We start from the raw sequence: 26887 nt of genomic DNA, 5'->3' as shown, positions 1-26887 counted from the left end.
GATTATGTGGTACAAGTATACGATTTGTGATCGACATTTTTTTACGGAAAGACGTAATGTGTTTAATTGACTTTTGAAATTAAAATAAGAAACATAAAAAAAATCCCTTTTTCAGTATATCGAAAATGGGATTTTTTGGTAACAAATTGTAATTATTAAAATTTTAGTTGGTTTTGAATTTCCAAACCTGACCAACAGTTTCTCCTCCTTTATTGTCTTTTACAACAACTTTCCAGAAATATTCTGTTGCTGGATCAAGTGTAACATCAAAAGAAATTGCACTTGTATTCTCACTTACTTTTGCTGTAGGCAGATTTGTTTTTCCAAAATAAACATCATAAGTCAAAATATCTGTCGCGTCAACATCTGTCGCTTTCCACTTTAAAGTTGCCGTTGTTGTATTCAATACAGAATTAATAGCAGGTTGTACTAATTCAGGAGAAAACGGCAAGTGATTTACCACAGTTTCGCCAGTTGTATAAAGCTTGTATGTAGGAGAATAAGCGCTCGAAAGACCTTTACTATCTGTAGCTTTTACTCTCCAGTAGTAGGCTGTATTCTTATCTAAACTTATTGAAGAATTATCAGCTGTAACCTCGTTTGTTTTTACAATCTGAGTAAAAGTATTGTCTTTTGCTACCTGAATTTGATAGGTAATAACGTCTTTATTGGCATCAGTAGAAAGTTTCCATTGAAACGAAACAGTATTGTCAACACATAGTTTGTTGTCTACGGGGGATACTAATGCAGGTGAGGTAGGAGCAATATTTGCCTCTGGAGCTGCAGAATCATCTCCACCGCCGCCACAAGCTGTAAATAGAAAACCAATGATGGATATGTATATAAAATTCTTCATCTTTATTTTTTTATAATTTTAATGTATTCCGGAGTGTTTAAATAAACTTTGGCAGCATAAATTCCTGAAGGTTGATTTTCAAGATTCAATTGTGCTTTTCCACTTTCGACAGGATAAGTTTTAGCCGAAACTAATTGACCGGAGAAATTGTATAATTCTATTGTAACCTCATTTTTAACGCCTGGAATTTCAATTTCAAAACTTGCTGAAGTAGGATTAGGATAAGCAGCTAAAAGTTGTGATTCAAAATCTGAAACAGAAACCTTTTTGGCAAAAATACCTTCGCAGGCTTTTGCTGTTGCAACTTCTACTAAAGCAGTTTTATTAACATCTACAGAAAATGCAATATCATTGGTTTGAAACTGTTCTGCTCCATCAACAAAAACAGTAAATGGTGCAGTTCCTGCTGTAATTTCTACGTCAACTGTTTTTGATGTTATGCTTGATTTTCCTGATACTGTTGTTGCTTTGGCAATTGACAAATTAAAAGTTTGTTCGTAAACTTCTCCCGGAATTGTTACAATAATTGTATAGGTTCCTGGCGCCAGATTAGCAGCTTTTAAATTATTGTTTGTAAATGTGGCAGATTTTCCGTTTATGCTTGCAACATAAGGAAATTGTGCAGTTGCTGTAATGGTGATTTCGCCGTTATTTTCGCCAACACAAGATTCGCCTTTTGATGCTACAGTAAAGTTTTTAGAAGATAAGCTAAAACTACATTCTGTATTATAACTTGCAGTTGCATCTTTGTATTTGGCCCATTTTTTATTAGCATAATCAACATCGTCAACAAGTATGCAAAGTAAATTTGGATTGTTTGAAAAAATGCTCTGATAAGTAGGGTCAAAATTTGTATTGCCACCATTTTTCAAATTTAATTTTGTCAAGTTGGTATTACTGCCGCAAAGAAGTTGTTTTAGTTTTGGGTTAGTAGATAGATCCAAAGTTGTTAATTTATTATTGCCGCAATAAAGAAATTCTAATGCTATATTTTTTGATACATCTAAATTTGTTAGCTGATTGTAATCACACATAAGTATTTTAAGTGCGGGTTTTTGAGATACATCCAGAACTGTTAATTGGTTATAAGAGCAATCTATTGATTCTAAAACTGGATATTTAGAAAGATCTATAGATGTTAATTGATTGTTTGGGCAAGAAATATTCTTTAAAAGTTTATTGGCAGAAAAATCAATAGTTTTTAATTTATTATAACCAACATTAATAGAGGTTAAATTCGTGTTTTTAGAAACATCTAAGCCAACAAGTTTTTCATTCAAACTGCAATCTAAAAATTCTAATGCTAAATTTTTAGAAAGATCTAAGCTTGTTAATAAGCCTTGTTGTATACTGTAAACGCCTTCTATATTAGATGCAGAACAAGAAAGATTAATAAGATTTACGTTTTTGCTAACATTTAAAGTTGGTAATCTATTATAAGAACAATCCAGTTTTGTTAACGCAAGATTTTGAGAGAGATCTAAAGCTGTTAATTTATTACCGTAGCAATTTAGCTCCGTAAGTGCCGTGTTTTTAGAAACATTTAAGCTTGTTATGCCAGATTGTCTGCAATCTAATTTCTTCAAAGATTGGTTTTGAGAAAAATCTAATGTTGGTATTGTAGCATTGTAGTTATTAGGGAATTGTAATTCTTCTAGTGCTGCAAAATCTTGAATTCCAGTTAAATCAGTAATCTTATAAGTATTATTTGTTTTACTTAAATCCAGAGTTTTGATGTTAGCAATTCTAGTAGTAGATACTTTACCATCTTCAACGCCATCAATTTTTAGATCTATTAAAGTTTTTTCAAAACCTGCATCAGGAATAAGAGTGTATTGCGGTGTAGAGCATACTGTGGCATTGAAATTTGCGTAAGGATCTTTTTTTGCCGACCAATTTGTGTTTGAGTAAGCTACATCATCTACCACGATACAATTTAAACTACCATTGTCAGTAAGGTATAAGTCGTTAATATTTATCTTAGTATTATTGCCATTTTTTAAGTTTATTTCTTCTAACAAACTATTATAATAACACCAAAAATAAGTTAACTTGGTGTTTTTAGAAGCGTCTAAGCTCTTTATTAGATTTTCAGAACAAACAAAATGGTCTAAATTTACATTATTAGAAATATCTAGAGATGTTAGTAGATTTTTCCTTATTTCTAGACTTTTTAGAGAAGTATTTGTAGAAATATCCAGAGTCGTTAATTTGTTATTTCCTATGCTTAAGTTAGTTAGGGTATTTCCGGTAGGGATTGTTAAGCTCGTTAATAAATTAAAGAAACAATTTATAGTTGATAATTTTGTGTTTTTAGAAAGATCTAATGTGGTTATTTCATTGCTACTACAGTCCAGAGAAGTTAAATTAATATTTTTAGAAACATCTAAACTTGTTAATTTATTTGCGTAACAGTTTAATTTTGTTAGAGCTAAATTGTTGGAAAGATTTAATGTCGCTATACTATTCCATCGACAATCTAGTTCTTTTAAAGCAGTATTTTTAGAGACGTCTACACTTGTTAGTTTATTCAAATATATGGTCAGCGAAGTCAAAGCCACAAAGTCCTGAATCCCGGTTAAGTCAGAAATATTGCTATTATTAATATTTAGAGTAGTTAATTTATTTACCTTATCAGTAGGCACTTTACCATCAATTGTACCAGAATCTATTCCTAAAGTAATTAATAGTTTCTCAAAATTTGCATCAGGAATCAAAGTATATTGTACCGGCACATCTGCAACATCTACAACAGACACGTTATCGATCAAAATTTCAGAATTAAGCGATCCGTTTGTCCAGATATCGACTTCGATATTTTCCGCAACTTTCGATGTATATTCAAACTCAATTTTTCTCCATTCTGTGGTAGAAAAAGTAACATCAGATTTTTTGATTATTTCTTCTTTAAAAGTGCCCGGTTTATGATATAAACTTAAATCTATAGAAGAAAAAGTTCCTTTTACCGCTCTGTGATACAAGGTTACACGATAAGTTTTGTTTGCTTGTACAGCAAAATATTCACTATTAATATAATTAAAAGTTCCCGTGGCAACCATCATATTTGTACTCGATTTGCCATTTTGGGCAGTTGTACTCTGCGACACATAACCGCTAAGAAAGCGATACCAATTGTCAGGCTGAGAAGAGGAAGACCAGGTTTCGAAATTACCATTAGGTACCAGATTGGTCTGGGCGGTAATGGTTAAAGAAAGTAATAGTAAAAATAAGAGTAGTTTTGTTTTCATAGACTCGATTTATGATTGTATCGCGCAAGAGTACAAATTACAATTGGGATTTCTTTACGGGAACACGTAAATGGGGACTTCTTTTTTAACATATTTTGAATGAAAATAATTCAGGTAAGAATTTTACTTTTAAATGGGCTGAGATTTTTGTTTTTGAAGTTTTTTGTAAAGTTGAAGGCTCCTTTAGACGAGACTGTAAAAATCATAACACAGTGTTAATCGTTAGTTTTATGTAACAAAAAATCATAATTTAGGCCCATAATTTAACTTATATTAAAAATAGCTACATGAGTTCTATAAAAATAAATACATTATCTGCATTTGCATTGCTTGTATTAGCAGGTTGTAGTGCTACTTTACAAGCACAGGTTGCTACTTCAAGAGAATTGATTACTGCTCCTTTAGCTGTTGTTAAAAAAGCACCACTTAGCGAAAATGAATTAAAAAGATGGAGTCATCTTGATTTAATAAAAGATTCGATTCCGGGAATGAGTGTTGACAGGGCTTATGCCGAATTGCTACAAGGAAAAAAAGGGGTAAAAGTAATTGTAGGTATTGTAGATTCCGGTGTAGATATTGAGCATCCGGATTTGCAGGGAATGATCTGGACAAATCCTAAAGAAATTCCGGGTAACGGAATCGATGACGATAAAAACGGTTTCATCGATGACGTACACGGGTGGAATTTTCTTGGAGATGCCGTTCATGAAAATCTTGAATTAACACGTGTTGTTAAAAAAGGAGATGATGGCTCTGCTGAATATAAAAACGCTTTAGCACAATATGAAGAAAAATCTAAAAAAGTTGTAGAAGACAAACAACAAGTAGACTTTTTGATAGATGTGCATAATACTATAAAAAAAGAGTTAAATAAAACGACTTATAAATTAGAAGACTTAAGCACCATTACATCAACGGATCCAAAAGTAGCGAGAGCTAAAATGGTGATGATCCAAATTTTGACTAATGCAGGACCAACTTTTGATCCCGAAACAGAATTGGAAGATTACAGAGAATCTGTTTACGATCAATTCAATTATAATCTGAATAAAGAATATAACGGAAGAAAAATAGTCGGAGATAATCCGGATGATATCAAAGATGCTCATTACGGAAATAATGTAGTTTTTGGACCAGATAAAGAAAAAGCACTTCACGGAACTCACGTAGCCGGAATTATTGCGCAAATTCGTGGTAATAATTTAGGAGGAGACGGAGTTACAAACAATGTCGAAATATTAACTGTTAGAGCAGTTCCTGATGGCGATGAGTATGATAAAGATATTGCTTTGGCCATTCGTTATGCGGTTGATAATGGTGCAAAAGTGATTAACGGAAGTTTTGGAAAAAGTTTCTCTCCACATAAAAAATGGGTTTACGAAGCGATAAAATACGCAGCCAAAAAAGATGTTTTAATTGTACATGCAGCCGGAAATGACGGATATGATATCGATAAAACAGAAAATATTAATTACCCAAATGATTCTGAAGATAACATCAAAGAATTTGTGGATAATGTGATTACAATTGGTGCAATAAACAAACAATATGGAGAAAATGTTGTAGCTCCATTTTCTAACTTTGGAAAAATAAATGTTGACGTTTTTGCTCCAGGGGAAGAAATTTATGCAACTGTTCCAAACAATAAATACAAATATTTGCAGGGAACTTCAATGGCATCTCCAAATACCGCAGGAGTTGCAGCATTGATTCGTTCTTATTATCCAAAACTAAAAGCATCACAAGTAAAGCATATCTTAATGGATTCCGGAGTGGCACTTCCTGCAACAGTAGTTTTAGGAGAAGATCATGTGCCAACACCAGCTTCTGAAACTTCTAGAACGGGAAAAATGGTCAATGCTTACAATGCTTTATTGATGGCAGAAAAGATGTCTAAGAAATAAAACAATATACAGTACTAATCCAATGGAAGAGTGGCAACTCTTCCATTTTTATTAAAACGATGATGCGAAAAATTTTACTACTTTCCTTTTTGAGTCTGGGTTTAAACTCAGCATTTGCACAAAACGCTCCATATTGGCAACAACACGTTGATTACAAAATGGAAGTTTCCATGGATGTAAAAAACTACCAATACAAAGGAAAACAAGAATTGGTGTATACTAACAATTCTCCCGATACTTTAAAAAAAGTATTTTATCATTTATTTCCAAATGCTTTTCAGCCGGGAAGTGAAATGGATGCGCGTTTGCATTCTATAAAAGATCCTGACGGAAGAATGGTAACCAAAATAAAAGGTGCCGATGGAAAAGAGGTAAAACAAAGCCGAATTGAAACGTTAAAGCCTAACGAAATAGGATTTTTAAAAATCAATAATCTAAAACAAGACGGTGTAACGGCTCAAACAAGAGTTTCAGGAACGATCCTGGAAGTAACTTTGGCAAAACCAATTTTACCAAATTCCAAAACTACTTTTACTTTAGATTTCGACGGACAAGTTCCGGTTCAGATTCGTCGTTCAGGACGCAATAATTCTGAAGGAGTAGAATTATCAATGTCACAATGGTATCCTAAATTAGCTGAATTTGATTTTGAAGGCTGGCACGCAGATCCTTATATCGCAAGAGAATTTCACGGCGTTTGGGGTAATTTTGATGTAAAAATCACAATCGATAAAGATTACACCATTGGTGGCTCAGGATATTTACAAGACAAAAACGAAATTGGTCACGGGTATGAAGATGCCGGCGTAACAGTGACTTATCCAAAGAAAGCAAAAACATTGACATGGCACTTTATCGCGCCAAATGTTCACGATTTTACCTGGGCTGCTGACAAAGAATATACGCACGATATTGTAAAAGGACCCAATGATGTTGATTTGCATTTCTTCTATAAAAACAATCCAAAGACCACTGAAAATTGGAAACAATTAGAGCCGTTAATGGTCAAAGTAATGGATTATTACAACAATAGAGTAGGAGCTTATCCATACAAGCAGTACTCCTTTATTCAGGGTGGAGACGGCGGAATGGAGTATGCAATGTGTACACTAATGTTAGGAAACGGAACCCTTCAGGGAATTCTTGGAACGGCAACGCATGAATTAGGACATTCGTGGTTTCAGCATATTTTAGCTTCAAATGAATCAAAACATCCCTGGATGGATGAAGGTTTCACAACCTATATCGAAGACAGCGCATTGAATGAATTAAAAGGAGATAAAAAAGAAGTAAATCCGTTTAAAGGAAATTATGCAGCTTATTATCAATTAGTCAATTCAGGAAAAGAGCAACCGCAAGGAACTCATGGTGACCGTTACGACGAAAACAGACCTTACAGTATTTCAGCTTATGTAAAAGGAAGTATCTTTTTGTCGCAGTTAGAATATGTAATTGGAAAAGAAAATGTAGATGCTACTCTAAAAAGATATTTTAACGATTTCAAATTCAAACATCCAACGCCAAACGATATCAAAAGAACAGCTGAAAGAGTTTCAGGAGCGGAGTTAGACTGGTATTTAATCGATTGGACAGAAACTACCAATACAATTGATTACGGCATTAAAGACGTAGCTGATAATGCAGGAAAAACTACTGTTAGTTTAGAAAGAATCGGCAGAATGCCAATGCCAATTGATTTAACGGTTGAATATACAGACGGGACTTCAGAGAGTTTCTATATTCCGTTAAGAATGATGAATTTCATAAAACCAAATCCAAACCCGAACGTAAAAAGAACAGTTCTGGAGGATTGGGCCTGGGCACAATCCAACTACAGTTTTACGATAGACAAAAATAAATCAGCGATCAAAAAAATTACCATAGATCCAAGCGGATTAATGGCAGATGTAAAAGCTGCAAATAATGTTTATGAAGTGAAATAATCTTCGCTTAAAAAAGCATAAAAAAAGCCTCGTTTATATTTAAACGAGGCTTTTTTTATTTCTTTATTTGATATTTAACTCAAATGCTCAATCATATCTTTTGTCATCGATTCAAGATCAAAAGTATGTTTCCAGTCCCAATCTTCTCTTGCCTGAGTATCATCAATACTGGCAGGCCAGCTGTCCGCAATTTTCTGACGGAAATCAGGTTCATAAGTAATGGTGAATTCAGGAATATGTTTTTTGATTTCATTGGCAATTTCAGTTGGCGTAAAGCTCATCGCTGCTAGATTGTATGAAGAATGTATTTTGATTTTTTCAGCCGGAGCTTTCATAATGTTGATGGTGGCATCAATTGCATCATCCATGTACATCATTGGCATTTTTGTTTCAGACGATAAAAAGCACTCATATTTTTTATCCGCAATAGCCTTATAGAAAATATCAACAGCATAGTCCGTAGTTCCGCCACCAGGAGGAGTAGACCAGCTTATTAAACCAGGATAACGGATGCTTCTAACATCAACACCATAAATATTGTGGTAGTATTCGCACCATCTTTCTCCGGCTTGTTTACTAATTCCGTAAACAGTCGAAGGTTCCATAACGGTATATTGTGGTGTATTTTCTTTTGGAGTTGTTGGTCCAAAAACAGCAATACTGGATGGCCAGAATATCTTTTTGATCTTTTTGGCTTTTGCTAAATTCAAAACGTGAAATAAAGAATTCATATTCAGATCCCAGGCAAATGCAGGGTTTTTTTCGGCTGTAGCCGATAAAAGTGCCGCCATTAAATAAATATCAGTAATTTGATGTACTTCAACAAGATGTTCAATTTGATTAAAATCTAAAGCATTGACCACTTCAAACGGACCTGAATTAACAACGTCAGTATTTAATTTTCGGATATCAGAAGCAATTACATTGTCTGTTCCGTATAGTTTACGCAGTTTTTGAGTCAGTTCTGTCCCAATCTGCCCGCAAGCGCCAATGATCAATATTTTTGGATTCATTTTTGATGTTTTTTAGAGATACAAATATAACGTTTTCGCAAATATTTTTACTTTTCATAATAACAAATTATAAATTTAACAATGATAAAGTTTGTTTTTTGGATTATTCTCTGTTGGGGCGTTTAATTATTTTAACCGCAAAGAGCACTAAGGTTTTTTTATTGGGCTGAAATAATTTCGCAAGGGCGTAAAGATTTTATCTTGCATTAAATTTAGAAAACATAAAGTTTGCAAAGCTGGTTCAACACAAAGCTTTGCAAACTTTGTGTTTTTATAAAACTTCTTAATTTAAAAATCTTAGTGCTCTTTGTGATTAAATTTTCCAGCCAAAAAAACAACCATGATTTATAGAATCTTTAGCAGAAAACAGCATTCGTAATTGTAAATTTACTTTGTAACTTTGTAGCTTAATGTTTTACCAAATGAAATATAAAATATCTCTTTTTCTGCTTTTTGTTTTTGTGTTGAATTCATGTCAAAATGAAGATGAAAAACGCCGTGCTGAAAATGAAAAAGAAGCTAAAAAGAAGGAAGTTATTTTTAATACGATCAATAAAGGCTGGGTATTTATCGACGAACCCATTAATGAAATTTCAGAACAAAAGATAAGCTCATGGAATGAATGGCGCGAATTCTTAAAAGAAATCTCAGATAAACCCAGGAAATCAATAGGAGCATTCCAAAAAAAGTCAACTGCAATTTCGAAAAAAGCAATGGCTTTAAACGACAATATTCCTGTAGAGTTTAACATCCCTGCAATAAAAAGCCGGATTTCTGTTTTGATCACTAAAGTCAAAATGATGGATTTGTTTATTCATTTAAATCAGATTCCAGCTGAAAAAGTAACATTTTTAGTGGGAGATATTAACAAAGAGTTAGTTTCTCTGGAAAGGCAAATGGATAATATTATTGTAAAAAGTAAGATTCCGAAAGAGCAGGGAGAAGAGGATTTCCTAAAAATGTTAGATACAACACGTGCAATTCCGAATTCAGGTTCAGTTCCAATTCAGGCACAAAATATAGATCAAAAAATACCAAAAGTTGAGTAAGAACGCCTTATATACTATGTATGATAATCTGCCAAAAAATCAGCAGATTGCCGGACAATTACTAGAGCAGAATCAAATAAAAATGCATCTTAACGGGTTGTTAGGATCTGCAGTTTCATTTGTTGTACGCGCTGTTTTCAAAAAAACCGAGTTACCTTTTCTGGTTGTTTTAGACAATAAAGAAGAAGCTGCGTATTATTTAAACGATCTCGAACAAATGATCGGGGAGCTGGATGTTTTGTTTTATCCGGCATCATTTCGACGTCCTTATCAGGTTGATGAAACCGATAATGCGAATGTTTTGCTTCGTGCTGAGGTGTTAAACCGAATCAATTCCAGAAAAAAACCGGCTATAATTGTTACGTATCCGGAAGCGCTTTTTGAGAAAGTGGTTACGCGACAACAATTAGACAAGAATACTTTAAAAGTTGCCCTGAACGATAAAATTTCGATCGATTTTATCAATGAAGTTTTGTTCGAGTACGAGTTCAAAAGAGTTGATTTTATTACAGAACCGGGAGAATTTTCGGTTCGTGGAGGAATTGTCGATGTGTTCTCTTTTTCAAACGATCATCCTTATAGAATCGAGTTTTTTGGTAACGAAGTAGACAGCATCAGAAGTTTTGATGTCGAGACACAATTATCTGTCGAAACACATAAAAAAATCACCATTATCCCAAATGTCGAAAATAAGATATTTCAGGAAAACCGCGAAAGTTTCTTAGATTATATTTCCGAGAAAACAGTCCTTTTTATTCAAAATACAGATGGACTTTTTAGTCAGTTAGACAAACAATTTGGCAGAGCCGAAGAAGCATTCGAAAAGCTTTCAAAAGAAATCAAACACGCAGAACCGGAACAATTATTTTTAAATCAGGCTTCGTTTATCAAACGCGCCTTAGATTTTTCGGTAGTCGAATTGGCGTCAAAGCCCATTTTTAAAACTACAAAAAATTTCGATTTTCATATTCAGCCACAACCTTCTTTCAACAAACAATTCGATTTGTTATTGAATAATCTGAGTGAGAATCATTTCAATGGCTATAAGAATTATTTGTTCTGCTCAAATGAAACGCAGGCCAAACGTTTTCATGATATTTTCGAAAGTTTAGATGAAGCCAATTCAGAAAATATCAGGAAACAATATCATACTATTGTATTGCCTTTGTACCAGGGATTTATTGACGAAGAAAATCAGATTACGGCCTATACAGATCACCAGATTTTTGAACGTTACCATAAATTCAACATTAAAAATGGCTATTCAAAAAAGCAGAATATTACGCTTAAAGAATTAACCGCACTTTCGGTTGGTGATTATGTAACGCACATCGATCACGGAATCGGGAAGTTTGGCGGATTGCAGAAAATTCAGGTCGAAGGCAAAACGCAGGAAGCCATAAAACTGGTTTATGCCGATAATGATATTGTATATGTAAGCATTCACTCGCTTCATAAAATCTCCAAATACAACGGAAAAGACGGAACACCGCCGAAAATCTATAAATTAGGATCGAACGCCTGGAAAATTTTAAAACAAAAAACCAAAGCGCGCGTCAAACATATTGCGTTCAACCTAATTCAGTTGTATGCAAAACGACGATTGGAAAAAGGATTTCAGTTTGCACCGGACAGTTATTTGCAAAACGAATTAGAAAGTTCATTTATATACGAAGACACTCCGGATCAAACCAAATCGACACAAGAAGTAAAAGCCGACATGGAAAGCGATCGCCCGATGGATCGTTTGGTTTGTGGAGACGTAGGTTTCGGAAAAACAGAAGTTGCCATTCGTGCTGCTTTCAAAGCCGTTGACAATAGCAAACAAGTCGCGATTTTGGTTCCAACAACTATTCTGGCGTACCAACATTACAGAACTTTTACAGAAAGATTAAAAGATATGCCGGTTTCTATTGGCTATTTAAACAGATTCAGAACTGCGAAACAAAAAGCGCAAACTTTAAAAGATTTAGCCGAAGGAAAACTTGATATTGTCATTGGAACGCATCAATTGGTTAACAAAAATGTAGTTTTTAAAGATTTGGGTTTATTGATTGTCGATGAGGAACAAAAGTTTGGAGTAAACGTAAAAGACAAACTAAAAACGATTGCTGCAAATGTCGATACGCTGACATTAACGGCAACGCCAATTCCGAGAACGCTTCAGTTTTCGTTAATGGCGGCGCGAGATTTATCGGTAATTACAACGCCTCCGCCAAACCGATATCCTATAGAAACAAATGTAGTTGGGTTTAATGAAGAGGTAATTCGTGATGCGATTTCGTATGAAATTCAGCGAAACGGACAAGTTTTCTTCATCAATAATAGAATCGAAAACATAAAAGAAGTGGCCGGAATGATTCAGCGTTTGGTTCCAAATGCCAGAGTCGGAATTGGTCACGGACAAATGGAAGGTGCCAAACTAGAAGAATTGATGTTAGGTTTTATGAACGGAGATTTTGATGTTTTGGTTGCTACAACGATCATCGAAAGCGGTTTGGATGTACCAAATGCCAATACGATTTTCATCAACAATGCCAATAATTTTGGATTATCAGATTTGCATCAAATGCGTGGGCGAGTTGGTCGAAGCAATAAAAAAGCATTCTGTTATTTTATTTGTCCGCCGTATTCTTCCATGACCGAAGACGCCAGAAAACGTATTCAGGCGTTGGAACAATTTAGCGAATTAGGAAGCGGTTTTAACATCGCGATGAAAGATCTTGAAATTCGTGGTGCAGGTGATTTATTGGGTGGAGAACAAAGCGGTTTCATCAACGAGATTGGTTTTGATACCTACCAAAAAATCATGAACGAAGCCATCGAGGAATTAAAAGAAAACGAATTCAAAGATTTATATCCGGCAGAAAACGATATTGAAACCAAAGAATACGTAAAAGATTTACAAATCGATACCGATTTTGAATTGCTGTTTTCTGATGAATATATCAATAATGTTACGGAACGTTTGAGTTTATATAATGAGTTGGGTGGCGTGAAAAATGAAGAAGAACTGGTTATTTTTCAAAACAAATTAATTGACCGTTTTGGGCCAATGCCTCCGCGTGCCAATGCGTTGATGAACAGTATTCGCATTAAATGGATTGCGACCAATATAGGTATTGAGAAACTGGTAATGAAAAAAGGCAAAATGATTGGTTATTTCGTTTCAGATCAACAATCAGATTATTATCAATCTTCTAAGTTTAGAAAAGTGTTGCAATTTGTGCAAAAATACAGCAATCTTTGTACAATGAAAGAAAAACAAACGCCAAACGGATTACGACTTTTACTGACTTTTGAGAATGTAAAATCGACCAAACGCGCTTTGGAATTGATGGAAATGTTAGGGGAATAAAAAACTTTGCCACGAATTTGCTTCGCCTGTTCGCTATCGCTCAGGTCACGAATTTTCACAAATTTTAATTCGTGCTCATTCGTGTAATTCATGGCGAAAAACATTAAGATAAAAGGTTTTATTTCCCTTTATATAATTTCTCTAAATATTCGGTTTTATCTTTTTCTGCCTGAACCAAACGTTCGTAAAGTTCTACTACTTTGTCAAGAGGATTGAAAGTACAATGATAATTTCCATCATGATTTCCTATAGTTCCCTGACTATTGTCATTAAAAGTATTAAAATAATTAAAAACACTTTCTTCTGAAAAATTCTTAATTGCTTCCACACTTATGCCAAGTGCTTTTGCAACTTGTTTCAGTTTTTCTTCATCTATAGTTTCACTATTTTCCATGGAAGATATTGCCTGTTGATTAGTTTCTAAAGCTTGAGCGAGTGCTTCCTGCTTCATGTCTTTCAGTTCACGAATACGACTGATATTTCTCCCTATATGATTTGGTTTTGTTGTTGTGCTCATAAGCCAAAGGTATTAAAATTGTCAAAATAAAAATTGATTTCAGTAAAAAACAGCTTGTTTTTTGTAAGATACATTGTACAATGTAGAAATGTTTTTAATTCCTTCCAAAAATTTATTGAACAAAAATACACTTTTCAAACGACTACTATTTAAATAAGGGAATTAGTTAAATATAATTCATGCTCATTTCTGACCCGAGCGATAGCGAACAGGCGAAACAAATTCGTGGCAAAAAATGAATCTAAATCTTAAGTTTTATTTATCTTTTAGTTAAGAAAATCCTTAGAACTAAAAAGTTTTCTTTGAAAGAAATTTTAAAGCAAACTTCCCTATGCAATATCAATTTATTCTTCTGTTTTTATTTTTTGGATTAACCTCAACGTTTGCGCAGGAAAAGAAGCAAATCGTTTTGAACGATACTTTGAAATCAGAAGAAATCGACCCTTTACGACCTGCAAAAGCAGCTTTTTATTCGGCTATTTTTCCTGGTTTAGGACAGATTTATAATAAAAAATATTGGAAACTTCCTTTGGTGTATGGTGCAATCGGAACAAGTACTTATTTTTATATCGACAGTCAGAAAAACTACAATATTTATAGAAACGAATATAAAAGCAGACTGGCAGGAAGCGCTAGTGGTTCTGATTATTTGGCGAACTTAAGCGAAAGTCAGTTAATTTCTGCGCAAAAACAGTTTCAAAGAAACAGAGATTTATCCGCTTTGTTTATTGTTGGTTTTTATGTTCTAAATATTATTGATGCTAATATTGATGCAGCTTTGTCACAATTTAACGTTAGTGAGAAATTAGCTTTTAAACCGTCTGTTAATTTCAGCAATGAAAATATGCAATCCGGTTTTGGATTTGCTTGTACATACTCTTTTTAACGTGTTTACTTTTGTAACTTTAGAACCAGTTTTAGCATTATTTCTAAAACAAAGCTACAATGAAGGAAATCAAAAAAATTGGTATAGTCGATATTACTGAAAAATTCGGTCTGGACTTAGAGTTTAAAGATTTCGTTTTTAAGCCCCAGGAAATTACGCCCCATCGTCATTTTGAACCCCATCGTTCTGAAATGTACAGCCTTGGACTTGTCTTAAAAGGAGAAGCTGAATTTATGGTTGGACTGGAGACGTATCAGCTCAAAGCTCCTTCTGTTGTTATGGTGGCGCCTGATGAAGTCCGAAATTGGATTCTTAATAATGGTGCAATTGAAACAAAGAGCCTTTTTTTTACAGAAGATTTTGTGGTTTCGGGATTGATTGACACTTTATTTTTAAAGAAATTTTCTTTCTACAAAAGAAACGGACAACACGCTATTGCTTTAAATACGGAAGATCTGACGATTATTCAAGCCTTATTATATCAAATAGAACAAAAGAAAAATTCTGATTTACCCAATAAATTAGAAAGCATTCAGGCTTTATTGAGAGCTTTACTTTTAGAAATTGAAGGATTATACGATATAAAGACCAAAAAAGATAATAATACCTATTCAAGGTCTTATTATCTTACAGAAAAATTTAAAGAGTTATTAGCTGAAAACTTTACCCAACATCGTGAAGTTCATTTCTATGCAGAAAAACTTTTTATTACTCCCAAACATCTTTCTCAAGTTGTAAAAGAAGAAACGGGAAAAACTGTAAGTGAGTTTATTAATGATATTGTTTGCCTTGAAGCTAAGGTTTTGCTTCAGACTAAATCTTTAAACATTTCAGAAATTTTACTATATTTAAACTTTGCCACAGCCTCATTTTTCGGTAAATTTTTTAAGCGCAATACCGGAATAAGTCCTTTGGAATATAGAAAGGGATTGTCTTAATAAAAAAACGACATTTAGAGCATTTTACCCGCTATTCAGACCTTCTTTCGCTGCTTTGTGAGCAATACCTTTGTTTTATTAAATTAATTTAAATCGAAGAATTATGAAAATGAGAAAATTAGGCAATTCAGGAATTGATATTTCACCTATTGCAATTGGTACAAGAGAAGTGGGCGAAAAAAGCAAACAACAAACTATAGAAACGCTTCAATATGCTATAGATTCTGGAATTAATTTCATCAATACGGCTGATTTTTACGGAATGGGAATGAACGAATTAATCATCGGAGAAGCCATCAAAAATCGTCGCGAAAAAGCTTTTATCAGTGTTAAAACCGGAGCATTGAGAAATCACCAAGGGCATTTCCTGGGATTTGACGGAAGACCAAATGCTATTAAAAATTTTTGTGCTTATTCCCTAACCCGACTTGGAGTTAACGAAATTGATCTTTATCAAATTGCAAGAGTCGATCCTAATGTTCCCATTGAAGAATCTGTTGGTGCTATAAAAGATTTAATTCAGGAAGGAAAAGTACGTTGTTTAGGCCTTTCAGAAGTCAATGCAGATCAGATTAGAAGAGCGAATGCCATTCATCCTGTCACTGCCGTAGAAATTGAATATTCATTGGCAACCCGTTTTATCGAAAAAGAAATATTGCCAGAAGTTCGCAAAATAGGAGCAAGTCTTATTCCGTATTCTGTTTTAAGTTATGGATTATTGACCGGTAATTTATCGGGTCCGCTTCCAAAAGAAGATTATAAAAATATGTTTCCCAGATTTCAGGGCGAAAACCTTGAATACAATCTTAAGTTAGTAGAAAAACTAAAAGATATAGCTTCTCAAAAAGGAGTTACAGCCGGAGAATTAGCACTTGCATGGGCATTACATCAAGGGGATGATATTATTCCGATTGTTGGAATGAGCAGCGCAAAACGGGTAGACGAAAATATAAATCTTGTAGAATCTATCCAGTTAACTTCTGAAGAAAACAAAATTTTAAATGACACTTTTAATAGTGGTGCTTTTAAAGGCGAACGTTATCCTGATGCTTTATTAAAAGTAGTTGCTTCATAATTTTTCACCACAAATGTAAACAACTAGAAAACTCCAAAAATAGATAAGGGTTTATTCCATAACAAGTGAAGTAAGAAAATGTATAAATATAGAATATGCCATGATAACTTTAATGTTGATCATCGCAACGCTAAAAAATTTCTAAATTTATAGTTCCAAAACAGCACAATATAACAACTAACAAACATCTTATGAATACAGCAAAAACAATAACTATAGGTTCAAATAGCAAAAATCCTCTTTTAGTAAACCGTTTAGGTTATGGCACTATGCGTTTAACCGGCGAAGGAATTTATGGCGAACCTAAAAACAGACCCGAAGCATTAGAAATTCTTAAACATGCAGTCGCATCAGGCGTTAATTTCTTTGATACTGCAGATTATTATGGTGAAGATGTTACGAACAGATTAATCTCTGAGGCATTATATCCATATCCGGATGATTTAGTGATTTGCACAAAAGTGGGTTGTACCCGTAAGCCAGACAAAAGCTGGATACCTTATAATACGCCGGAAAATTTACGTACCAGTATAGAAAATAACTTGCGTACCCTAAAAATTGAACAAGTAACTCTTGTACATTTCAGAGCAATGCATGGCCATATGAATTTTGAAGAAAGTATGGAAGCCATGTTTAAAATGCAGGAAGAAGGAAAAATATTGCACGTAGGTGTAAGTAATGTGAGTGTTGAAAATCTTGAAACTGCATTAAAAATGGGAAATATTGCCACAGTTGAAAACATGTACGGACATGCTCAGCGAACTTCTATGAAAAATGCCTTTGGAGATACTTATGGCGGCGGAGAAGTTTTAGAACTTTGTGAACAAAATAAGATTCCGTTAATTCCGTACTTTTCATTAGTGCATGCTATTGGTAAAAAAGACAATCGTATTGCCGAAATTGCCCAAAAATATAATGTCTCTGAAACCGAAGTGAACATTGCCTGGTTGTTGCACAAATCATCTTGGATTTTACCCATACCGGGAACTTCCTCTTTGGCACATTTTTCAGAAAATATAAAAGCAAAAAATCTTTCTCTGACTAAAGAAGATATGGAATTTCTGGAGTAATTATCATTCAAAAAAGGCTTTCAATTTTATAAAATGGGAAGCCTTTTTTTTAGCAATAAAGCATAGATTTTTCTTACTTTAGTGTTTTTATGAGAATAAATTTTACATTATATTTATAGGTCAGTTGATGGTTTCAATTACCAGCATTTTTAGTTGAATGCGTACATACAGATGATTTTTATGACAGATATATTTAAAGATTTTATTACGAAACTGGCAGAAGTTAACAAGCAGGATATGAATAGAATAATGTCATGCATTACTACTCATAAAGTAAAACGAAATACAATTATTTTATCTCAGGGAGAAGTTTGTACTCAGTTTTATTTTTTAGAAAAGGGTTGCATGCGGACTTATTACATCACAAAAGAAGGTCAGGAAAAAACAAGATTAATTTCTTTTGATAATTCTCCCGTAACAGCACTCACCAGCTTTATTACTCAAAAACCATCTGTTGAATATATTGATGCCTTAGAAGATTCTGAATTATTGTCTATCTCTCATGCAGATTTTGTTATTCTTTTGGATGAAATTCCGAGTTGGGCATTATTCTACAGAAAAATGTTAGAATTAGCATTTGCTTTTCAAAACAACAGAATCGAAGATTTAGTCACTTTATCAGCCAAAGAACGTTACGAAAAACTTTTAAAAGAACAGCCTCACTATATTCAACGCCTTTCTAATAGAGTAGTAGCTACTTATCTGGGAATTTCACAAGAAACATTGAGCAGACTTAAATCCAAATAACCCTTTTTGACTTTTGTCAATGCACAGGTTTTTCTATCAGCCTAATTTTGTTCTATAAATCATCAGAAATAAACTGATGCTATTAATTATAAAATTAAAAAGGTTTGATCATGAAAACACTATTAAGAAAACCATCCGGAAATACTTTAGAAAATGTAACTGATAAATTCAATATCAAAGAATTAATAGAATTTGAACGTTTTTGCAGGGACAATGCACAATGGGAGGAAATGAAGAAATGTTTTGCCGAAAACTCAACCGTAACAATTTCATGGTTTAAAGGATCAGGACACGGTTTTGTAGACGCTTCAAGCAAAATGGAAACCTATGCACCTCATAAATTATTTGATACTTTAATCTGGCTGAATAATGATAAAGCCGTTGCGATTACCATGGCAACGATCCAGATGAGAATGGAAATTCAGGGACATTTATTAGAATTAAGCTCTGATGTAAAGCTTTTATACAAAACTCAGAAAATAAAAGGTCTTTGGTCAATAATTTCTATGGAAGGAATTTATGAAAAAGATGCTTTAATACCTGTTTCTCCAGCTGATGGTATTGTAATTCCGAAAGAAGAAATTGCGAAATTCAGACCAAGTTATGCTAATATGTCTTATGCTTTAAGCAAAAGTGGTTATGCTATAGATGTCAATTTACCAGGAATTGATAAACCGGAAACCGTTTCAAAATTGTATCAGGAATCTGAAAATTGGTTGAATTCTTAAAAATTAGAAAAAATGAAAATTATAACAATAGAAGAACATTTTAGCTCACCAAAAATAAGTGAGAAAATGAAACAATTTCAGCCAAAAAGTAGTGACGCTGAAAAAAACAAGGATATGCAGGAATTGATAAAACATTTTTTGCCTACAAATGAAGATATTGAAGATGTTGGTGCTCGCAGAATTAAATTTATGGATGAAAGCGGTATCGATATGCAGGTCATTTCATACGGTGGCGGAAGCCCTCAGGGAGTTGCAGATCCTAAAATTGCAATTGAACTTTGTGCCGAAGCCAATGATGAATTAGCCCATTTGATAAAACAAAACCCAACCCGTTTTGCCGGTTTTGCTGCTTTGCCAGTTGCAGATCCTGTTGCTGCAACGGCTGAATTAGAACGTGCAGTAAAAAAACTGGGATTTAGAGGCGCTTTGTTGGCAGGAACTTTTCAGGGCAAATTCTTTGATGATCCTGAGTTTTTTCCAATTTTCGAAAAAGCGGCTGAACTAGATGTACCCGTTTATTTGCATCCGGGAATTATTGAAAAAGGAGTAGCAGATCATTATTTTAGAAATGAAAACTGGTCAAAATTAGTTAACGGAGTTTTTCCGGCTGCAGGTTTTGGCTGGCATATGGACAGCGGAATTCATGTTATAAGAATGATTCTTTCGGGGATTTTTGACAAGTTGCCTAATCTAAAACTAATTTCAGGACACTGGGGAGAATTTGTGCCTGCTTTTCTCGAAAGATTAGATGAAACACTGTACAAAGAAATAACGCATTTGAAACGAAATATCTCAGAATATTATAAAGAGCACGTTTATATCACGCCAAGCGGAATTTTCTCAGAAGTACAACTTCAATTTGCGATTGCACAAATGGGCGCAGACCACATTATTTACTCCGGAGATTATCCTTATTTGATAAAAAAAGAAACAGGGGATTTCCTTAAAAATGCTCCAATTTCTGAAGAAGATAAAGCCAAAATTGGCCATTTGAACGTAGAGAAATTATTGAAATTATAATCATTAAATATAAAAGAAATGGAAAACAGCAAACAACCCATTGAAGGTGTAACAACAGGTATACTTAATGTACAAGGAGCTGAATTATATTATGAAACTAAAGGAAATGGGCCGGTTTTGTTAATGATTCCCGGAGCAAACGGAGATCATTTTATCTTTACGCCTATTCGTGAAATATTGTCAAAAACCTTCACCGTAGTTACCTATGACCGTAGAGGATTCTCAGGATCTAAATTAGTAGGCGAACAAGATTATACACATCGTATCAATACCGATGCAAATGATGCGGCGAGTTTGATAAAACATCTTACAAGCGAACCAGCTTTTGTATTTGCAAGCAGTTCTGGAGCTTTGGTTTCGCTTCAATTGATGGTGCTTCATTCAGACATTATCAAGGCACTTGTTCCTCATGAACCAACGGCTTTAAAATATCTTCCGGACTTTGACAAATGGAAAACGCAAAATCAGGCAGTTTATGATCTTTATAAAAAAGAAGGCGAAGGTCCAGCCAAAGAAAAATTTGTAAATGAAATAATTCCCGGAACACAAGACGGAGAATTCATGAAAGCTGGAAAAGGACCGGAAACACCAAACACAACCTATTGGTTTGAAAACGAATTAAGACAATATCCTTCGACTGATTTTGATACCAATAAACTAGAAGAAAACAAAGATAAAATCCTTTTTTGCGTAGGAAGAGATTCTGTAAATACGATGCCGGCGTGGCCAGTTACAAATCTGGCAAAACAATTTGGAACCGAAGTTTTATATGTTCCCGGAGGACATTTAGGATATGCACTTCATGCGGCTGAGTTTGCAAAAGATTTACTTGAAGGTTTGCAAAAAAGAGGTAAGCTTTAAGTTTTTGCCACAGATTAAAAGGATTGAAATGATTTTATAATCTGTGGCTAACTTTTTAAAAACAAAAAGGCCGGATGAAATTTTTCATCCGGCCTTACTTTTAAGCAATATTAATTCGTGCTAATTCGTGCAATTTTTGGCGAAAAAACTATTTAACGATCAGTTTTTTATTCACATTCAAACCTTTAGAACTAATATTTACGATATAAATTCCTGATGCCAAATGATGATTAATTTGTCCTGAAGTTGAAATTTTTTGGGTTAAAGCAGTTTTTCCGTTTATATCTGAAACTGTAATTGAAGCCACATCTCCGGGTTCTAATTCAGGCAACGATACCTGAAATTGATTTTCTGTTGAAGGGTTTGGGTAAATAGTCACTACTTTTTCTTCGGTTAAAACTTCTTCGACATTCACAGCAGATTTAGCCGTTAAGCCTGAAACTGTTGTAGCTTCCAATTGCCATTGTGCACTAAACCAGCCATCCTGAGAATTTCCATATTGTGCAGAACCTGTTTGATTTTCAACATGAATAATATTTCCAGTTTGCCATCTGTTTCTTAATCTCACCCAGATTCCATCGATATAATCGGCAGACCATTGTGCGCTCCAAAAAGTGGTATCGGTTATATTAGCCTGAACATTTCCGGTTTGACTTTCGATATTCATTAGTTCACCAGTTGCTACATTTTTAAGAACAAAATAAGTAGCATCTATTGCAATTTTTTGCCATTTGTAATTATTGTTAGCAATGGTTGCTCCGTAGCCCACATTGGCTCCGGCATCTGATAAATAAGCGCCCGTCCATCTGTTTTTGATGGTATAATACGTTCCTCCTGATGAAGCTGTGGAAACCGTTACGGCACATGTACTTGTTTTGCTTCCGTCAACTGTTGTTACGGTAATAGTGGCTGTTCCGTTTGCTACAGCAGTAATCAAACCTGTGTTGTTTACGGTTGCTACAGCAGTATTACTGGAACTGTAATTAACAGATTTATTACTTGCATTAGCAGGAAGAACGGTTGGAGTAAGTTGTTGTGTACCACCTACATTTAATGCTGCAGAGGTTGGACTAAGACTTACACTTGTTACTGTAATTGATGTACCCGGATTTGTATCATACCAGGTATCGTTCATATACCAGCCTGTTTTGTTTCTGCTTAAGTTAGCTGTTTGACTTGTGCCATCATTAAAAATTAAATTTGTCGATGTTACATTCGTAAAAGTGTATGAGTACCAGCCATTTCCAGAGTTTGTCATGTTTACACCCGGCCATGTTGCATCAGCTAACACTCCCGCTGGTAAAGCACTCCAATAATAAATTTTTATTCCGGTTCCCCAGGCTGTAGGTTTGTAAAAGTTAACCGTGAAAGTTGTATTTGCTTTTACAGTAATTACTGCTACTGCAGTTTTAGTTCCGTCTTGTGTGGTTACGGTAATATTAGCTGTTCCTACAGAAACTGCTGTAACCAATCCAGATGAATTTACAGTGGCAACTCCTGTATTGCTAGAACTCCACGTTACTGTTTTGTTTGTTGCATTTGCCGGAGCAACTGTAGCAGAAAGCTGTTGTGTATTTCCGGAAAACAAACTTGCTGTAGTTGGCGAAACACTTACTGATGCAACCGGAATTGCTGCAACTGTTATGGCTGAAGTTGCTGTTTTGTTTCCGTCAACTGTTTTAACAGTAATCGTTGTTGTTCCTGCTGAAACCCCTGAAACTAATCCTGAAGCATTTACGGTTGCTACTGCTGTATTGCTTGAAGTCCAGGTTACGTTTTGATTGGTTGCATTTGCAGGAGCTAAAGTTGCACTTAATTGCTGAGTAGATCCTAAACCAACAGTAGCTGTTGCAGGGCTAACCGAAACTCCTGTAACGGCAACGGTTGCTACATTTGTATTGGTTAAAACAATATATTGAAAGGCATTAAAAGATTGTGTGGCGCCCGAAACCAATGTTACGTTAGCACCAGTATAAGCATCTTTGTAGGTTCCTGCTAATGCTGCCGGAATTACAAATGTTTTGCTGGCATTTCTAAGATTGGTCATTACAATAACTTTCTCTGTTCCTAATGTTTTTGTAAAGGCACAGATATCATCACTTGCATAAGGTGTCATTGTACCACGTCTGATGGCGGCACTACTATTTCTAAAATTAAGGATCTTGGCAAATTCTGGTGTAGCAGCGGTATTGCTCCAGTTGATTTTTACACTCGTATAAGGCCATGGAATTATCTGATTGAAAGCTACCTCTTGTCCGCTGGTTAAAAAAGGAACTCCTTTCATATAACCCGAAACTAAGAAATTTGCCACTACTCCGGCATTACTTTTAAATACGGTAAAAGGAGCGGTATCGCTGTTGTTTTCTGAGTCATGATTGGCAGTCCATCTCACTTCTTGCTGACTTCCGGTTGCATACGTATATTCCATGTCATTTGTGGTTTGGAATCTTGTAGAAACCGGACCTCCGCCTGCAACATTTTTCAAGGCGTCGTAAAACCATTTATCACCAAAATTCATATCAAATCCGGCTTGGAAATTTTGTAAACGATCTCCTTCGGCAAGCATTAATAAGTTATGAGAAGTGATTCCTCTTAAATTACTGATAATTTCTGTCCAGAAATCAATAGGAGGATTATTGGCAAAATCACAACGATACCCATCGATATTTGCTGCAAAAATCCAATAACGCATCGCATCTTTCATTGCAGCGCGAAGTGCCGTGTTGTTAAGATCCAATGCTGCAATATCAGAGAAGTTTGCCAATTGATTGATTGTGGTTCCCGTTCTTTGATAATATTCCGGATGAGATATGGTCCAGGGGTGATCCCATGAAGTACCGTTTACAGCAATATCCAGCATTACCGCCATGCCTTTGGCATGAGCTGCAGCTACCAGATTACGCATGTCTGTAAGCGTTCCGTATTCAGAACCTACAGATTTGTAATCTTTGATGCAATAAGGTGAGTTTGTACTTCTTGAATCAGTTCCGTAAGGATAAATAGGCATTAAATAAAGCACATTGATACCCAGTGATTTAATTCGGTCCAGATCAGAAGTAACTGCGGCTAAAGTTCCGGAAGCACTATGCGGCCGAATGTGAACCTGATAAATATTGGCGTCTCTTGGGTCCGGTACTCCTGTATATGGCGTGCCATACTGAGCCGGATCCTGCGCATAAACTGAACTTGCAAATAATAACAGAAAACAGACTATTGTTTTCGTGAAATGAAATACTCTAGTGGTAATTTTGTTTTTCATAATTTTTGTTTTTTGCATGCTTGTCAGCATCTCTAACTAAAATTCATTCTCACTCGCATTATTTTTAAATTTGACAAACATTTTTGTGGTTAATAGTTTTGTAGTAAAATTTTTAATTTTTGTCCATAAAAGGACATAGGTATTGCCACGAATTTTACGAATTAGTACAAATTTTAATCTGCAGCTTTAATTCGTGGAATTCGTAAAATTTGTGGCAAAACCCTGGTAATCTATAACTTTTTCAATCCCTTTAATTCTGTAACATTTCCTTCTTTGATGCTAATCGCAACGCCACCACCCGGAGCTAAATACTGTTTTAAATTTGTTTTTGAGGTTACAACAACTTTAGTCACGGTATATTTTTGCGGGTTTTTGTTCCAGTTGGCTTCTTTTGCATCAGCATAAATCGTAGCGATGAAGTTTTTTCCGGCAGGTAAGTAATCAAATGTAATGTTGGCAGTTCTTGCGTTTTCGTCGGTAATTCCTCCAATAAACCATTCGTTTTTTCCTTTTGCTTTACGGGCAATCGTGATATAATCTCCTGGTTCAGCTTCAAGTATATAACTGTTATCCCAATCTACAGCAACATCTTTGATGAACTGAAATGCATCCGGAAAACGCTCATAATTCCCCGGAATATCAGCAGCCATTTGCAACGGACTGTACATCGTAACATAATAAGCCAATTGTTTTACCAATGTTGTATTCACACGTTGTGTACTTCCTGTTCCGTAATACGAAAGGTCAGTTTGGAAAATTCCCGGAGTATAATCCATTGGGCCTCCCATTAAACGTGTAAAAGGTAAAATCGTGGTGTGATCCGGAGCTAATCCTCCCATAGATTCAAACTCAGTTCCGCGAGCAGATTCTTGTGCAATCCAGTTTGGGAACGTTCTGTTTAAACCTGTTGGTCGAACCGCTTCGTGACTATCAATCATGATTTTATAATCGGCAGCACGTTTGGCTACGTTGATGTAATGATTGACCATCCATTGTCCGTCATGGTGTTCGCCACGTGGAATAATTTTACCTACATAACCTGTTTTTACAGCATCATAACCGTTGTCATTCATAAACTGAAAGGCACGATCTAAACGACGCTCATAATTGGTTGCTGATCCTGAAGTTTCGTGGTGCATGATAATTTTCACTCCTTTTGAAGCCGCATATGCATGAACTGCTTTTACATCAAAATCCGGATACGCGGTTGTGTAATCAAAAACTTCCTCTTTCCAGTTGTTGATCCAGTCTTCCCAACCAATGTTCCAACCTTCGATCAGGATCGCATCGAAACCATTTTTTGAAGCAAAATCGATATATTCTTTTGCGCGTTCAGTTGTGGCTCCGTGTTTTCCGTTTGGCGTCAGTTTGGTAAAATCGTCTGTCAGTTTTACGTTGTTTTCTTTTCCGAAAGCCCAGGTACTTCTTCCTGCCACAAAATATTCCCACCAAATCCCGATGAATTTTACCGGTTTGATCCACGAAACATCTTTATAACTTGTTGGTTCGTTGAGGTTCAGGATTAATTTTGAGGCCAAAATATCTGTTGCTTTGTCGCTTACCACAATGGTTCTCCAGGGTGATTGTGCATCGGTCTGAATATATCCTTTTGCACCCACGGCATCAGGGGCTAAATGACTGCGCATTTTATAATTTACGGCATCAACCTCAAGATACATGGCCGGATAATTGATTAAACCTGCTTCGTGAATGTTGATGTATAAACCGTCATCAGATTTCATCATGGAGGGTGTTTGTACCGATAATTCTTTGATTGGCCATTGCGAATTGATTTCGATAGTGGCTTTTTTCATCAACGAAGGAACTTCAGAAATTTTCGAAGTCGTGTAGGCATATTCATTGGTATCATAATCTCCCGGAATCCAGAAAATTTTATGATTTCCAGCCAGATTAAATTCAGAACGTTCTTCTTTTATTACAAAATAATTCAAATCATTTTGCTTTGGAAATTCATATCTAAAACCTAATCCGTCATTGAATAAACGGAAACGAATGCGAATGTATCTGTTGTTGTTTTTCGCTTGCGCCAAAGTGACAACCAATTCGTTGTAATGGTTGCGAATTGTTTTTTCTTCACCTAAAACCGGATTCCAATTTTCATCAACTGAGGATTGTGCTGTATTTGTAACGGTAAAACCATCCAAAAACGAAGGCAAATTTTGAAGTTCTAAACCCAAAGAACTTGGTTTTATAACTACTTTTTGTTTATATGATAATTGGTAAGACGGAATTCCGCCTTCTTTTAGTTCAAATTTTAAAGAAAGATTTTTATCAGGTGAAGTTATTTCCTGTGCCTGAATCCATAAGGAATTGACACAAATAAAAAGAAACAACGCTACTTTTTTGCTACAAATATGAAGCAGTGATTTTTGGGATTGAAAATTCATGTTATTT

General features: G+C 34.9%; 18 protein-coding genes. 12 read left to right on the top strand and 6 right to left on the bottom strand.

Annotated elements, in window-relative coordinates; all coding sequences use genetic code 11:
- Positions 1 to 163 precede the first annotated feature (163 nt).
- On the bottom strand, positions 164 to 856 hold the full coding sequence (locus ACQY44_RS11940) for a hypothetical protein (protein ID WP_428230574.1): 693 nt from the start codon (positions 854 to 856) through the stop codon (positions 164 to 166).
- Positions 857 to 858: 2 nt separating this feature from the next.
- Positions 859 to 4104, bottom strand: a complete 3246-nt coding sequence (locus ACQY44_RS11935) for a T9SS type A sorting domain-containing protein (RefSeq protein WP_428230573.1) — start codon at positions 4102 to 4104, stop codon at positions 859 to 861.
- Positions 4105 to 4391: 287 nt separating this feature from the next.
- On the opposite strand from ACQY44_RS11935, the gene ACQY44_RS11930 reads away from it, so the two are divergent.
- Positions 4392 to 6008, top strand: a complete 1617-nt coding sequence (locus ACQY44_RS11930) for a S8 family peptidase (RefSeq protein ID WP_428230572.1) — start codon at positions 4392 to 4394, stop codon at positions 6006 to 6008.
- 62 nt (positions 6009 to 6070) lie between these two features.
- The gene (locus tag ACQY44_RS11925; protein ID WP_428231192.1) at positions 6071 to 7951 is read left to right on the top strand and encodes a M1 family metallopeptidase; all 1881 of its coding nucleotides are present in this window, start codon (positions 6071 to 6073) and stop codon (positions 7949 to 7951) included.
- A gap of 74 nt (positions 7952 to 8025) precedes the next feature.
- Here ACQY44_RS11925 and ACQY44_RS11920 read toward each other — a convergent pair whose 3' ends face one another.
- Positions 8026 to 8964, bottom strand: coding sequence for an L-threonine 3-dehydrogenase (locus tag ACQY44_RS11920; protein ID WP_428230571.1), 939 nt, complete (start codon positions 8962 to 8964; stop codon positions 8026 to 8028).
- Positions 8965 to 9386: 422 nt separating this feature from the next.
- Here ACQY44_RS11920 and ACQY44_RS11915 point away from each other — a divergent pair, with 422 nt between their 5' ends.
- Both ACQY44_RS11915 and mfd read left to right on the top strand, forming a co-directional pair.
- Positions 9387 to 10013 carry a hypothetical protein gene (locus tag ACQY44_RS11915; RefSeq protein WP_428230570.1) on the top strand — a complete coding sequence of 209 codons (627 nt, stop codon included), beginning with the start codon at positions 9387 to 9389 and terminating at the stop codon, positions 10011 to 10013.
- Positions 10006 to 13371: a transcription-repair coupling factor gene (mfd, locus tag ACQY44_RS11910; RefSeq protein WP_428230569.1), complete on the top strand. Its 3366-nt coding sequence runs from the start codon at positions 10006 to 10008 to the stop codon at positions 13369 to 13371. The genes ACQY44_RS11915 and mfd overlap by 8 nt, the downstream gene beginning before the upstream one ends.
- Positions 13372 to 13489: 118 nt before the next feature.
- On the opposite strand, the gene ACQY44_RS11905 is transcribed toward mfd, so the two are convergent.
- Positions 13490 to 13888 (bottom strand): helix-turn-helix domain-containing protein, encoded by a 399-nt coding sequence (locus tag ACQY44_RS11905; RefSeq protein WP_428230568.1) that lies wholly within the window; start codon positions 13886 to 13888, stop codon positions 13490 to 13492.
- 331 nt (positions 13889 to 14219) lie between these two features.
- Here ACQY44_RS11905 and ACQY44_RS11900 point away from each other — a divergent pair, with 331 nt between their 5' ends.
- The 8 genes from ACQY44_RS11900 to ACQY44_RS11865 all read left to right on the top strand — a co-directional run bounded on the left by ACQY44_RS11900 (position 14220) and on the right by ACQY44_RS11865 (position 21213).
- Positions 14220 to 14774: a DUF5683 domain-containing protein gene (locus ACQY44_RS11900; RefSeq protein ID WP_428230567.1), complete on the top strand. Its 555-nt coding sequence runs from the start codon at positions 14220 to 14222 to the stop codon at positions 14772 to 14774.
- 59 nt (positions 14775 to 14833) lie between these two features.
- A complete protein-coding gene (locus ACQY44_RS11895; protein WP_428230566.1) occupies positions 14834 to 15712 on the top strand; it encodes a helix-turn-helix domain-containing protein in 879 nt (292 codons plus the stop codon).
- Positions 15713 to 15815: 103 nt separating this feature from the next.
- Entirely contained in the window at positions 15816 to 16787 is a 972-nt protein-coding gene (locus ACQY44_RS11890; RefSeq protein WP_428230565.1) for an aldo/keto reductase, read from the top strand.
- Between the two features lie 191 nt (positions 16788 to 16978).
- On the top strand, positions 16979 to 17857 hold the full coding sequence (locus ACQY44_RS11885) for an aldo/keto reductase (protein WP_428230564.1): 879 nt from the start codon (positions 16979 to 16981) through the stop codon (positions 17855 to 17857).
- Between the two features lie 180 nt (positions 17858 to 18037).
- Positions 18038 to 18604 carry a Crp/Fnr family transcriptional regulator gene (locus tag ACQY44_RS11880; protein ID WP_428230563.1) on the top strand — a complete coding sequence of 189 codons (567 nt, stop codon included), beginning with the start codon at positions 18038 to 18040 and terminating at the stop codon, positions 18602 to 18604.
- A 110-nt stretch (positions 18605 to 18714) separates the two neighbouring features.
- Complete coding sequence (locus ACQY44_RS11875; RefSeq protein ID WP_428230562.1) at positions 18715 to 19332, top strand: hypothetical protein; 618 nt, start codon at positions 18715 to 18717, stop codon at positions 19330 to 19332.
- A 12-nt stretch (positions 19333 to 19344) separates the two neighbouring features.
- Entirely contained in the window at positions 19345 to 20352 is a 1008-nt protein-coding gene (locus tag ACQY44_RS11870; RefSeq protein ID WP_428230561.1) for an amidohydrolase family protein, read from the top strand.
- Positions 20353 to 20370: 18 nt separating this feature from the next.
- On the top strand, positions 20371 to 21213 hold the full coding sequence (locus ACQY44_RS11865; protein ID WP_428230560.1) for an alpha/beta fold hydrolase: 843 nt from the start codon (positions 20371 to 20373) through the stop codon (positions 21211 to 21213).
- Between the two features lie 148 nt (positions 21214 to 21361).
- Here ACQY44_RS11865 and ACQY44_RS11860 read toward each other — a convergent pair whose 3' ends face one another.
- Together ACQY44_RS11860 and ACQY44_RS11855 are read right to left on the bottom strand one after the other, a co-directional pair.
- Positions 21362 to 24472: an Ig-like domain-containing protein gene (locus ACQY44_RS11860; protein WP_428230559.1), complete on the bottom strand. Its 3111-nt coding sequence runs from the start codon at positions 24470 to 24472 to the stop codon at positions 21362 to 21364.
- 230 nt (positions 24473 to 24702) lie between these two features.
- Positions 24703 to 26880: a glycoside hydrolase family 97 protein gene (locus ACQY44_RS11855; protein ID WP_428230558.1), complete on the bottom strand. Its 2178-nt coding sequence runs from the start codon at positions 26878 to 26880 to the stop codon at positions 24703 to 24705.
- Between the last annotated feature and the right edge of the window lie 7 nt (positions 26881 to 26887).

Source organism: Flavobacterium sp. (genome assembly GCF_965277525.1).
Lineage (GTDB): Bacteria > Bacteroidota > Bacteroidia > Flavobacteriales > Flavobacteriaceae > Flavobacterium.
This window is presented reverse-complemented; position numbering and strand designations above follow the sequence as displayed.

Coding starts and splice junctions, on each gene's coding strand:
- ACQY44_RS11940 (WP_428230574.1), bottom strand. CDS start 856: ATGAAGAATTTTATATACATATCCATCATTGGTTTTCTATTTACAGCT.
- ACQY44_RS11935 (WP_428230573.1), bottom strand. CDS start 4,104: ATGAAAACAAAACTACTCTTATTTTTACTATTACTTTCTTTAACCATT.
- ACQY44_RS11930 (WP_428230572.1), top strand. CDS start 4,392: ATGAGTTCTATAAAAATAAATACATTATCTGCATTTGCATTGCTTGTA.
- ACQY44_RS11925 (WP_428231192.1), top strand. CDS start 6,071: ATGCGAAAAATTTTACTACTTTCCTTTTTGAGTCTGGGTTTAAACTCA.
- ACQY44_RS11920 (WP_428230571.1), bottom strand. CDS start 8,964: ATGAATCCAAAAATATTGATCATTGGCGCTTGCGGGCAGATTGGGACA.
- ACQY44_RS11915 (WP_428230570.1), top strand. CDS start 9,387: ATGAAATATAAAATATCTCTTTTTCTGCTTTTTGTTTTTGTGTTGAAT.
- ACQY44_RS11905 (WP_428230568.1), bottom strand. CDS start 13,888: ATGAGCACAACAACAAAACCAAATCATATAGGGAGAAATATCAGTCGT.
- ACQY44_RS11900 (WP_428230567.1), top strand. CDS start 14,220: ATGCAATATCAATTTATTCTTCTGTTTTTATTTTTTGGATTAACCTCA.
- ACQY44_RS11895 (WP_428230566.1), top strand. CDS start 14,834: ATGAAGGAAATCAAAAAAATTGGTATAGTCGATATTACTGAAAAATTC.
- ACQY44_RS11890 (WP_428230565.1), top strand. CDS start 15,816: ATGAAAATGAGAAAATTAGGCAATTCAGGAATTGATATTTCACCTATT.
- ACQY44_RS11885 (WP_428230564.1), top strand. CDS start 16,979: ATGAATACAGCAAAAACAATAACTATAGGTTCAAATAGCAAAAATCCT.
- ACQY44_RS11880 (WP_428230563.1), top strand. CDS start 18,038: ATGACAGATATATTTAAAGATTTTATTACGAAACTGGCAGAAGTTAAC.
- ACQY44_RS11875 (WP_428230562.1), top strand. CDS start 18,715: ATGAAAACACTATTAAGAAAACCATCCGGAAATACTTTAGAAAATGTA.
- ACQY44_RS11870 (WP_428230561.1), top strand. CDS start 19,345: ATGAAAATTATAACAATAGAAGAACATTTTAGCTCACCAAAAATAAGT.
- ACQY44_RS11865 (WP_428230560.1), top strand. CDS start 20,371: ATGGAAAACAGCAAACAACCCATTGAAGGTGTAACAACAGGTATACTT.
- ACQY44_RS11860 (WP_428230559.1), bottom strand. CDS start 24,472: ATGAAAAACAAAATTACCACTAGAGTATTTCATTTCACGAAAACAATA.
- ACQY44_RS11855 (WP_428230558.1), bottom strand. CDS start 26,880: ATGAATTTTCAATCCCAAAAATCACTGCTTCATATTTGTAGCAAAAAA.